We start from the raw sequence: 12,816 nt of genomic DNA on the forward strand, positions 1-12,816 counted from the left end.
TATTATTGTGGATAAAGGTAGATTTTGATTCTCTACTTATCCACAATAATTTTTGTTTAGATTTTCACGTGATTACTTGGTTTAAAATGCTTATCCACATATTCACACTCCCTACTACTATTACTACTATATTTTAATAATATTATCTTATCTTATTTAATGAAATTTTAATGTGGATAAAGGAGGTCTATATAATGAAATTTATATGCACTAAAAACAAATTACAAGAAGCTATATCAATATCTCAAAAAGCTGTAACTGGAAAATCACCAATGCCTATATTACAAGGAATGTATATATCTGCTAAAGAAAATCAATTAACCCTTATCGGTTCTGATATAGATTTAAGTATAGAAACTAAGATATCAGCAGATGTTGAAGAGGAAGGTAGCATTGTAGTTGACTCAAAAATTTTTGGTGAAATAATAAGAAAACTTCCTAATAGTGATGTTGAAATAAAGACTGTAGAAAATAACTCAATTGAAATAGTTTGCGAAAAGTCTAAGTTTAACTTAATACACATGGATCCTGAGGAATTCCCTAGCTTACCAAAGATAAATGAAAATATAATTTTTAGTATTTCTCAAAAAATATTAAAAAATATGATAAAAGGAACAATTTTTGCAATAGCGCAAGATGAAACAAGGCCTATTCTTACTGGAATTTTATTTGAAGTTAGAGATAAAAAGCTTAATTTAGTAGCATTAGATGGATATAGATTAGCACTTAGAAGCAATAATATAGATAACGAAGATATGATAAATGCTGTTATACCTGGTAAAACTTTGAGTGAAGTTTCAAAAATATTAAGCGAAGAAGATGAAAATGTTAATATAACATTTACACCTAACCATATTTTATTTAATCTAGGTCAAACTAAGATTATATCAAGATTGTTAGAGGGAGAGTTTATAAAATATAATTCAATAATCCCAGAAGAATACAATCTAAAAGTTATTGCTAAAAGGTCAGATTTACTTAATTGTATAGAAAGAGCTTCTTTGATGGCTAAAGACGGAAATACTAATTTAATAAAGTTTGATATTAAAGATGAAAACTTAATAATAACATCTAATTCTCAATTGGGAAGAGTGAGAGAAGAATTAAATATAATTTTGCAAGGAGATGAATTGCAAATTGCATTTAACTCAAAATACTTAATAGATGTATTAAAAATAATTGAAGAAGATGAAATTGTTTTAGAGTTTTCAAGTAGTGTTAGCCCTTGTGTAATAAAAAATAAAGAGAATAATAATTATACGTATTTAGTACTACCAGTTAGATTGTTAAGCAATTAATAAATTTAAATTACCTTGGAGGATTTAAATTATGAAAGAGATTAAGATAAATACAGAGATTATAAAATTAGATTCATTTTTAAAATGGTCTGGGATTGCCTCCATTGGCTCCGATGCTAAATTTTATATTCAGAACAGTGAAATTAAAGTAAATGGAGAAGTAGAAACTAGAAGAGGAAGAAAGCTAGTAAAAGGCGATACTGTTGAGTTTGAAGGAGAAGTTTATAAAATTATTTAAGTGAAAGATAATAGTTCCAATATTATGGTATAATTATTAAATAGGTGTTTTTATGTATATTAAAAATTTAAGTTTACTAAATTTTAGAAATTATGATCAACTATCGTTAAACTTGAACAAGGGTATAAATATTTTTATAGGGGATAACGCACAGGGGAAAACTAATATACTTGAAAGTATATATTACTGTAGCATTGGAAAATCCCATAGAACAAATAAAGATAAGGAATTAATTAAGTGGGGAGCTAAAGAAGCATATATTAGTTTGTATGTCTCAAAAGAACGACTGGATAAAAAAATAGATATTAAAATTTTTAAGGAGGGAAAAAAAGGTATAAAGGTTAATTCTATAAAACTAAATACAATTTCTGACCTTATGGGAATTTTTAATATTGTGATATTTTCTCCAGAAGATTTAAAGATAGTTAAAGAATCTCCGTCCTATAGGAGAAGATTTATAGATATTGAGCTATGCAAATTGAATAAAAAATACTATTATAGTTTAGTTCAGTATAATAAAGTATTAAATGATCGAAATTCTGCTTTAAGAAAATGGAGTAAGGATAAAAATATCATAGATATATATGATATTCAAATGAGCAAGTTTGGAAGCTTTATTATAAAAGAAAGACTTAAATATATACAAAAATTAAATGAAAAAGGTAATATTATTCACAAGGATATAACTTCTGACAATGAAGAAATAGAACTTAAATATATTACTCCAGTAAGAGAAATTAATAATATAGAATCAAATCTTCTAAATCTTTTAAGTGAGAGCAGAGAAAAAGATTTAGAAAAGGGAATGACATCAATAGGACCACATAGAGACGATTTTTTAATAAATATAAATAATATAGATACAAGAAAATTCGGATCACAAGGACAACAGAGAACAGCTGTATTATCTATTAAGTTTGCATCTTTAGAAATAATAAAAGAGCAAAGTGGGGAATATCCTGTTCTTTTGTTAGATGATGTTTTATCAGAATTAGATTTGAATAGACAAAAATATATATTAAATTCTATTAAAAAAGTTCAAACCATAGTAACTTGTACTGGAATATTTGACATAAAGGACTATTTGGATGATGATGTGAAAATGTATCATGTGAAGAATGGAACGGTTATCTAAAAGTTGTTTAAGGGAGGATACGTATGTTTTTACATTTAGGAGAAAATGTAGTAGTTCCATTGAAAGATATAATAGGAATATTTGATATAGAAACTACCATGTATAGTGCAGATACTATTCAATTTTTAAGAATGGCAGAAGAAGACGGTTTCGTAGAGAGAATAACTAAAGAAAATGCAAAATCATTTATTGTTGCTGAGGTGGATAAAAAGAGCAAAATATACCTATCGCCAATATCTTCTTCCACTTTAACTAAAAGAACTGAAAATATGTTCTATGAACCTAAAGAGTAAGTTAGGAGGATATACATGGAAAACAAGCAAAGTTATGATGAATCACAAATACAAGTACTTGAAGGATTAGAAGCTGTTAGAAAAAGACCAGGTATGTATATTGGAAGTACTGGTCTTAGAGGACTTCATCATCTTGTTTATGAAATTGTAGATAATAGTATTGATGAAGCCTTAGCTGGTTTTTGTAAAAATATAAGTGTATACATACACAAAGGAAATTCAATTACAGTAGAAGATGATGGAAGAGGGATGCCTGTAGGTATGCATCCTAAAATGCATAGACCTGCAGTAGAGGTAATAATGACTGTTTTACACGCTGGAGGTAAATTTGGCGGAGGCGGATATAAGGTATCTGGTGGACTGCACGGAGTTGGAGCATCTGTTGTTAATGCCCTTTCAGAATATTGTAGGGTAGAAGTTAAAAGAGAAGGACACTTATGGGCTCAAGAATATGCAAGAGGAAAAGTTTCAAGTGATCTAAAAATTGTTGGAGAAACTGAAATTGATGCTCATGGAACAACGGTTCACTTCACTCCAGATGGTGAAATATTTGAAGAAATAGAATTTGATTATGATACACTAGCTCAAAGATTGAGAGAACTTGCATTTTTAAATAAAGGAATAAGAATTATTCTAGCTGATGAAAGAGGCGAAAGTGAAAGAAAGGATGAATTTCATTATGAGGGTGGTATAAAATCATTTGTATCCTACCTAAATAGAAATAAAGAAAATCTCCATCCAGAACCTATATATGTAGAAGGCAAAAAGGATGACTATATAGTTGAACTTGCACTTCAATACAATGATACCTATAACGAGAATATATTCTCCTTTGCTAATAATATAGACACAATTGAAGGAGGAACTCATTTAGCTGGATTTAAAGCTGCACTTACTAGAGTTTTAAATGATTATGCTAGAAGATATGGATATCTAAAAGAAAGTGATAAAAACCTATCTGGTGATGATACTAGAGAAGGTTTAACTGCAGTAATATCAGTAAAACTTACTGATCCTCAATTTGAAGGTCAGACTAAAACTAAACTTGGAAATACAGAAGTTAGAAGTATAGTTGATTCAATAGTTGCAGATAGTGTTAGTAATTTTCTTGAAGAAAATCCTGCTATAGGAAAGATTGTAATAGAAAAATCATTAACTGCAGCAAGAGCTAGAGAAGCTGCTAAGAAAGCTAGAGAACTTACAAGAAGAAAAAGTGTTTTAGAAAGTACATCACTTCCAGGTAAACTTGCTGATTGTTCTTCAAAGGATCCAGGAGAATGTGAAATTTATCTTGTAGAGGGTGACTCTGCAGGTGGTTCAGCAAAGCAAGGAAGAAATAGACAATTTCAGGCTATTTTGCCGTTAAAGGGTAAAATAATGAATGTTGAGAAACAAAGGTTAGATAAAATATTAGGATACAATGAAATAAGGTCTATGATCACTGCTTTTGGAGCTGGAATAGGCAAAGATTTTGATGTAGAAAAAATAAGATACAATAAAATTATAATAATGACCGATGCTGACGTAGATGGTGCTCATATAAGAACTTTATTACTAACTTTTTTCTACAGATATATGAAAGAGCTAGTAGAAAATGGTCATGTATTTATAGCACAGCCACCTTTATATAAAATTCAAAAAGGAAAATTAATTAAATATGCTTATTCAGATAATGAATTACAGAAGCTTTTAAATGAATTAGGTGGAAAAGATAAAAATACTGATATACAAAGATATAAAGGTCTTGGAGAAATGGACGCTGAACAACTATGGGATACAACAATGAACCCAGAAAATAGAACATTACTTCAAGTTAATATTGAAGATGCAATGGTTGCAGATGAAATATTTACAATTCTCATGGGGGATAAAGTAGAACCTAGAAGAGAGTTCATACAGGATAATGCTAAAAAAGTTGTTAACTTAGATATATAAGGTTAGTAGAAGAGGTGTTGATATGAACAACGAAGGTAATGTTTTACCGGTAGACATAAGTCAAGAAATGAAAAAAAGTTATATAGATTATGCTATGAGTGTTATTGTTGGTCGTGCACTTCCAGATGTAAGAGATGGTTTGAAACCAGTACACAGAAGAATATTATATTCTATGCATGAGTTAGGGCTAACACCTGAAAAAAGTTATAGAAAATGTGCTAGAATAGTCGGAGATGTTCTTGGTAAATACCATCCACATGGAGACACTGCTGTATATGATGCTTTAGTTAGAATGGCTCAAGATTTCTCAATTAGATATACTCTTGTAGATGGTCATGGTAACTTTGGTTCTGTAGATGGAGATAGAGCAGCCGCAATGAGATATACAGAAGCAAAAATGGCTAAGATTACTCCTGAGTTATTAAGAGACATAAATAAAGAAACCGTAGATTTTATTCCAAATTTTGATGGTGAAGAACAAGAACCATCAGTACTTCCATCAAGATTTCCTAATTTACTTGTAAATGGATCTTCAGGTATAGCTGTAGGTATGGCTACAAACATACCTCCGCACAATTTAACAGAAGTTATAAATGGAATAAATATGGTTATAGAAAATCCTGATGTTTCAGTCTTAGAGTTGATGACAGAAATAAAGGGACCTGATTTTCCTACTGCTGGAGTCATAGTGGGAAGAAACGGAATAAGAGAAGCTTATGAGACTGGCCGTGGTAAGGTATTAATGAGAGCTAAGGCAGATATTGAAGAGGAAAAAGGAAAGCATAGAATTGTAGTTACTGAAATACCATACCAAGTTAATAAAGCTAGACTTATAGAAAGTATAGCAAATCTTGTTAAAGATAAAAAGATAAATGGAATCTCAGACCTTAGAGATGAATCAGACAGAGAAGGTATGAGAATTGTTATAGAATTAAAAAGGGATGCAAATCCTAATGTTGTACTAAATCAGCTCTACAAACATACAAAAATGCAGGATAGTTTTGGAATAATAATGCTTGCACTAGTTAATGGTGAACCACAAGTATTAAATTTAAAGCAAGTACTAAAGCATTATATAGCATTCCAAGAAGAAATTATAAAAAGAAGAACTCAATTTGATTTAGATAAAGCTTTAGCTAGAGCACATATCTTAGAAGGATTAAAAATAGCCCTAGATCATATTGATGAAGTTATAAAACTTATTAGAAGCTCTAAAACAACAAATGATGCTAAGCAAGGTCTTATTGAAAGATTTGGACTTTCGGAAAAGCAAGCAGTTGCTATTCTAGATATGAGATTACAAAGACTTACTGGCCTTGAAAGAGAAAAAATTGAAGAAGAATATAATAAACTAATAGAACTTATAAAATATCTTAAAGAGATATTATCTGATGAAGCATTAGTATTAAAGATAATAAAAGATGAATTGAATGAGATAAAAAGTAAGTTCGGTGATGAAAGAAAAAGTGAGATAATAGCTGATGAAGATAACTATATAAACATGGAAGATTTAATACAAGAAAAAGATGTAGTAATAACACTAACTCATGCTGGATATATTAAAAGACTTCCAATGGAAACTTATAGTGCTCAAAGACGTGGGGGAAGGGGAATACAGGCTATGTCAACAAAAGAAGATGATTTTGTTGAGCATATTATTACTACTACTACTCACAATAATATCCTATTCTTCACAAACTTAGGTAAAGTATATCAGCTTAAAGCTTATCAAATACCAGAGGCTGGCAGAACAGCAAAGGGTATTAATCTTATAAATTTAATACCTATAGAATCAAATGAAAAAATTCAAGCAGTAATTTATATTAATGAATTTAAAGAAGATAACTATCTTGTTATGGGAACTAAGGAAGGTCTTATAAAGAAAACTTCCCTTGACAAATATTCTTCAATAAGAAAGAATGGGTTAAATGCAATAAATTTAAAGGAAAACGACGAACTTATAAGTGTAAGAGTTACAACAGGAGATTGCCAAATCATATATGTAACTAAAAATGGTTATGCAATAAGATTTAATGAAAGTGATGTAAGGCCAATGGGAAGAACTGCTTCCGGAGTTAAAGCAATTACATTAAGAAAAGGTGACGAAGTTGTCGGCATGGAAGTAGTTAATGAAAGCCAAGAACTCTTAGTAGTAAGTGAAAATGGATATGGTAAGAGAACCCATATAGAAGAATATACCCTTCAAAAAAGAGGCGGTAAGGGAGTTATAACTTATAAAATATCTGATAAGACAGGAAAGGTTATAGGAGCAAGATTAGTTAGCAATGAAGAAGAATTGATGCTGATAAATACTAATGGTATAGCTATAAGAATAAATATATCAGATATATCTACTACAAGTAGAAATGCCATGGGAGTTACTTTAATGAAAACAACAGAAGAAGAAAAAGTTGTAGCTATGGCAAAGGTAAACATTACTGGGGAAGATAATAATAAAGATGATAATATGAAATGCAGCATACCAGTGGATAATGATTTAGACATCATAGAAGAATTAGATAATGCAGATAATGAGAATGAAGAAAACTTAGAAAATGAAACAGAAGAAAATAGTAATGACTACACTGAAGAATAAAAATAATATATATTCAAATATACAAATTTATAAAGAATCTAAGTTTTTATAATAAAGTATAATTGATATATTATATAAAATTAAAGGCTTTGCATAAATGCAAAGCCTTTAATTTTTGTGTATTTATTTATAAATACACGTATACATTACCTGGAGTATCAATATGCGAAAAATATAGTTAGAACTAATAATGCAGAGATAAATAATTATAAATTGAGTAAATAGAAATAAATTGTTTAGCATGAAAATAGCTATTTTGATACTATATTCCTTGTCGCCGAAATGGTGACTGAATAATACTTAAGTTTAAACATTAACATTAAAGCTAATTAATAAAAATATGTTGACAATAAAAAAGTATTATGATAAAATAAATAAGTCGTCGAAACATGGCGATGAAAAATGGTCTTTGAAAATTAAACAGAATTAAGGTAAAAAGAAATGCCAGTCAATAAATTTGAGTAAGATTAAACTTTTAAATTGAGAGTTTGATCCTGGCTCAGGACGAACGCTGGCGGCGTGCCTAACACATGCAAGTCGAGCGATGAAATTCCTTCGGGAATGGATTAGCGGCGGACGGGTGAGTAACACGTGGGCAACCTGCCTCAAAGTGGGGGATAGCCTCCCGAAAGGGAGATTAATACCGCATAACATTATCTCTTTGCATGAAGAGATAATCAAAGGAGTAATCCGCTTTGAGATGGGCCCGCGGCGCATTAGCTAGTTGGTGAGGTAACGGCTCACCAAGGCGACGATGCGTAGCCGACCTGAGAGGGTGATCGGCCACATTGGAACTGAGATACGGTCCAGACTCCTACGGGAGGCAGCAGTGGGGAATATTGCGCAATGGGGGAAACCCTGACGCAGCAACGCCGCGTGAGTGATGAAGGTCTTCGGATTGTAAAACTCTGTCTTTGGGGACGATAATGACGGTACCCAAGGAGGAAGCCACGGCTAACTACGTGCCAGCAGCCGCGGTAATACGTAGGTGGCAAGCGTTGTCCGGATTTACTGGGCGTAAAGAGTATGTAGGCGGACATTTAAGTCAGATGTGAAATCCCCGGGCTTAACCTGGGAGCTGCATTTGATACTGGGTGTCTAGAGTGTAGGAGAGGAAAGTGGAATTCCTAGTGTAGCGGTGAAATGCGTAGAGATTAGGAAGAACACCAGTGGCGAAGGCGACTTTCTGGACTATAACTGACGCTGAGATACGAAAGCGTGGGGAGCAAACAGGATTAGATACCCTGGTAGTCCACGCCGTAAACGATGAATACTAGGTGTCGGGGGGTACCACCCTCGGTGCCGCAGCAAACGCAATAAGTATTCCGCCTGGGGAGTACGGTCGCAAGATTAAAACTCAAAGGAATTGACGGGGACCCGCACAAGCAGCGGAGCATGTGGTTTAATTCGAAGCAACGCGAAGAACCTTACCTAGACTTGACATCTCCTGAATTACTCGTAACTGAGGAAGTCCCTTCGGGGACAGGAAGACAGGTGGTGCATGGTTGTCGTCAGCTCGTGTCGTGAGATGTTGGGTTAAGTCCCGCAACGAGCGCAACCCCTATTGTTAGTTGCTACCATTAAGTTGAGCACTCTAGCGAGACTGCCTGGGTTAACCAGGAGGAAGGTGGGGATGACGTCAAATCATCATGCCCCTTATGTCTAGGGCTACACACGTGCTACAATGGCCGGTACAATGAGATGCAATCCCGCGAGGGGGAGCTAAACTTATAAAACCGGTCCCAGTTCGGATTGTAGGCTGAAACTCGCCTACATGAAGTTGGAGTTGCTAGTAATCGCGAATCAGCATGTCGCGGTGAATACGTTCCCGGGTCTTGTACACACCGCCCGTCACACCATGAGAGCCGGTAACACCCGAAGCCCGTGAGGTAACCGTAAGGAGCCAGCGGTCGAAGGTGGGATTGGTGATTGGGGTGAAGTCGTAACAAGGTAGCCGTAGGAGAACCTGCGGCTGGATCACCTCCTTTCTAGGGAGAAATGAAAGCACTGCTTTCATAGACTGGTTCTTAATTCTGTTTAATTTTGAGAGACTATAAGTTTCTCTAAGGACGTTGAACACTAACGTGTTTAGCGATTTGTTCTTTGAAAATTGCACAGTGAATATAAAGATTAAACCTAGAACTAAGTAAAACTTAGTAATAAGCTGAATTAAGTATATTAAATATACTAAAAAGATCAAGCTACAAAGGGCGCACGGTGAATGCCCTGGCACTAGGAGCCGATGAAGGACGTGATAAGCTGCGATAAGCTGCGGGTAGGCGCAAATAGCCTGTGATCCGCAGATTTCCGAATGGGGAAACCCATCTAGCTAACGCTAGATACTATGTACTGAATTCATAGGTGCATAGAGGAACACCTGGGGAACTGAAACATCTAAGTACCCAGAGGAAGAGAAAGAAAAATCGATTCCCTCAGTAGCGGCGAGCGAAAGGGGAAGAGCCCAAACCAGAAACTTTGTTTCTGGGGTTGAGGATAGATCATAACGCCAAAGTTTCTTTAGCCGAATAGAACTGGAAAGTTCAGCCGTAGAGGGTAATAGCCCTGTAGGTAAAAAGGAAATGAGGCAAGATCTAATCCAGAGTACCACGAGACACGTGAAACCTTGTGGGAAGCAGGGAGGACCATCTCCCAAGGCTAAATACTACCTAGTGACCGATAGTGGAGAAGTACCGTGAGGGAAAGGTGAAAAGAACCCCGGGAGGGGAGTGAAATAGAATCTGAAACCGTGTGCCTACAATCGGTCGGAGCACGTTAATGTGTGACGGCGTACTTTTTGTAGAACGGGCCAGCGAGTTACGATATGTAGCAAGGTTAAGCACTTATGGTGCGGAGCCGAAGGGAAACCGAGTCTGAATAGGGCAACTAGTTGCATATCGTAGACCCGAAACCGGGTGACCTATCCATGGCCAGGATGAAGCGAAAGTAAAATTTCGTGGAGGTCCGAACCACGTTGGTGTTGAAAAACCATGGGATGAGCTGTGGATAGCGGAGAAATTCCAATCGAACTCGGAGATAGCTGGTTCTCCTCGAAATAGCTTTAGGGCTAGCGTCGGGTAATAAGTAGTGGAGGTAGAGCACTGAATGGGCTAGGGGCTGACAACAGTTACTGAACCCTATCAAACTCCGAATGCCATATACTCGTACCCCGGCAGTCAGACTACGAATGATAAGATCCGTGGTCAAAAGGGAAACAGCCCAGACCATCAGCTAAGGTCCCAAAGTGTAAGTTAAGTGGTAAAGGATGTGGGATTTCTAAGACAACTAGGATGTTGGCTTAGAAGCAGCCACTCATTGAAAGAGTGCGTAATAGCTCACTAGTCGAGAGATCCTGCGCCGAAGATGTAACGGGGCTCAAACTTACCACCGAAGCTATGGATGTGTCTAACGACACGTGGTAGAGGAGCTTTCTGTACAGGTTGAAGCCATACCGTAAGGAGTGGTGGACAGTGCAGAAGTGAGAATGCTGGCATAAGTAGCGAAAAACAGGTGAGAATCCTGTTGGCCGAATATCTAAGGTTTCCTGGGGAAGGCTCGTCCTCCCAGGGTTAGTCGGGACCTAAGCCGAGGCCGAAAGGCGTAGGCGATGGACAACTGGTTGATATTCCAGTACCACCAAAATGCGTTTGACAAATGGGATGACGCAGGAGGATAGGATGTGCGCACTATTGGATGTGCGTCTAAGCACTTAGGGTGTTGAGTAGGCAAATCCGCTCAACTGAGCCTGAGGTGTGATGGGGAGCCTATTTTGGCGAAGTATCTGATTCCACGCTGCCAAGAAAAGTCTCTATGGAGCAAATTGGTGCCCGTACCGCAAACCGACACAGGTAGATGAGGAGAGAATCCTAAGGCCGTCGGAAGAATTGCTGCTAAGGAACTCGGCAAATTAACCCCGTAAGTTCGCGAGAAGGGGTGCCTGCGAGAGCAGGCCGCAGTGAACAGGCCCAAGCAACTGTTTATCAAAAACACAGGTCTCTGCTAAAGCGTAAGCTGATGTATAGGGGCTGACGCCTGCCCGGTGCTGGAAGGTTAAGGGGAATGCTTAGCGCAAGCGAAGGTGTGAACTTAAGCCCCAGTAAACGGCGGCCGTAACTATAACGGTCCTAAGGTAGCGAAATTCCTTGTCGGGTAAGTTCCGACCCGCACGAATGGCGTAATGATTTGGGCACTGTCTCGGCAGCAAATCCGGTGAAATTGAAGTGCAAGTGAAGATGCTTGCTACCCGCGGTTGGACGGAAAGACCCCGTAGAGCTTTACTGTAGCTTAGCATTGAATTTCGGTATTGTCTGTACAGGATAGGTGGGAGACTTAGAAGCGAGAGCGTCAGCTTTCGTGGAGTCGTCCTTGGGATACCACCCTGATAGTACTGGAATTCTAACTGGCGGCCATGAATCTGGTCACAGGACATTGCTAGGTGGGCAGTTTGACTGGGGCGGTCGCCTCCTAAAAGGTAACGGAGGCGCCCAAAGGTTCCCTCAGCGCGGTCGGAAATCGCGCGTAGAGTGTAAAGGCAGAAGGGAGCCTGACTGCGACACATACAGGTGGAGCAGGGACGAAAGTCGGGCTTAGTGATCCGGTGGTTCTGTATGGAAGGGCCATCGCTCAACGGATAAAAGCTACCTCGGGGATAACAGGCTGATCTCCCCCAAGAGTCCACATCGACGGGGAGGTTTGGCACCTCGATGTCGGCTCGTCGCATCCTGGGGCTGTAGTCGGTCCCAAGGGTTGGGCTGTTCGCCCATTAAAGCGGCACGCGAGCTGGGTTCAGAACGTCGTGAGACAGTTCGGTCCCTATCCGCCGTGGGCGTAGGAAATTTGAGAGGAGCTGTCCTTAGTACGAGAGGACCGGGATGGACTGACCTCTGGTGCACCAGTTGTTCCGCCAGGAGCACAGCTGGGTAGCTATGTCGGGAAGGGATAAACGCTGAAAGCATCTAAGCGTGAAGCCCACCTCAAGATTAGATTTCCCATAGCGTAAGCTAGTAAGATCCCTGGAAGACTACCAGGTTGATAGGTCAGAGGTGTAAGTGCAGCAATGCATTAAGCTGACTGATACTAATAGATCGAGGGCTTGATCAAATATTAATTCACTGTGCAATTTTGAAAGAACAAAAGTTTTTTCAAAAAACTCGTTGACAGAATTAAAAAAAGCTGATATAATTTTTATCTGTAACGAGGAAAAATAATCTGGTTATTATGGCTTGAAGGTAACACCCGTACCCATTCCGAACACGAAGGTTAAGCTTCAAAGCGCCGATGGTACTGCACTGGAGACGGTGTGGAAGAGTAGGTCGTAGCCAGGT

6 protein-coding genes and 3 rRNA genes are annotated in these 12,816 nt (G+C 37.2%); all 9 read left to right on the top strand.

From position 1 onward, the window contains the following. Positions 1-194 precede the first annotated feature (194 nt). The 9 genes from dnaN to rrf all read left to right on the top strand — a co-directional run bounded on the left by dnaN (position 195) and on the right by rrf (position 12,816). Positions 195-1,298, top strand: a complete 1,104-nt coding sequence (gene dnaN, locus ACWW38_RS09760; protein ID WP_456257391.1) for a DNA polymerase III subunit beta — start codon at positions 195-197, stop codon at positions 1,296-1,298. Between the two features lie 31 nt (positions 1,299-1,329). Further along, positions 1,330-1,536, top strand: a complete 207-nt coding sequence (gene yaaA, locus ACWW38_RS09765) for a S4 domain-containing protein YaaA (protein ID WP_456257392.1) — start codon at positions 1,330-1,332, stop codon at positions 1,534-1,536. Positions 1,537-1,588: 52 nt separating this feature from the next. Next, on the top strand, positions 1,589-2,671 hold the full coding sequence (gene recF / locus ACWW38_RS09770) for a DNA replication/repair protein RecF (RefSeq protein ID WP_456257393.1): 1,083 nt from the start codon (positions 1,589-1,591) through the stop codon (positions 2,669-2,671). A 23-nt stretch (positions 2,672-2,694) separates the two neighbouring features. Beyond that, complete coding sequence (gene remB, locus ACWW38_RS09775; RefSeq protein ID WP_456257394.1) at positions 2,695-2,964, top strand: extracellular matrix regulator RemB; 270 nt, start codon at positions 2,695-2,697, stop codon at positions 2,962-2,964. 9 nt (positions 2,965-2,973) lie between these two features. Next, the gene (gene gyrB, locus ACWW38_RS09780) at positions 2,974-4,899 is read left to right on the top strand and encodes a DNA topoisomerase (ATP-hydrolyzing) subunit B (protein ID WP_456260448.1); all 1,926 of its coding nucleotides are present in this window, start codon (positions 2,974-2,976) and stop codon (positions 4,897-4,899) included. 22 nt (positions 4,900-4,921) lie between these two features. After that, the gene (gene gyrA / locus ACWW38_RS09785; RefSeq protein ID WP_456257395.1) at positions 4,922-7,495 is read left to right on the top strand and encodes a DNA gyrase subunit A; all 2,574 of its coding nucleotides are present in this window, start codon (positions 4,922-4,924) and stop codon (positions 7,493-7,495) included. A 476-nt stretch (positions 7,496-7,971) separates the two neighbouring features. Next, positions 7,972-9,483, top strand: a 16S ribosomal RNA gene (locus ACWW38_RS09790). A 206-nt stretch (positions 9,484-9,689) separates the two neighbouring features. Next, a 23S ribosomal RNA gene (locus ACWW38_RS09795) occupies positions 9,690-12,592 on the top strand. Positions 12,593-12,699: 107 nt separating this feature from the next. Then, positions 12,700-12,816, top strand: a 5S ribosomal RNA gene (gene rrf, locus ACWW38_RS09800). Together the 16S, 23S and 5S rRNA genes form the textbook arrangement of a ribosomal RNA operon.

This window comes from Clostridium sp. JNZ J1-5, assembly GCF_053901425.1.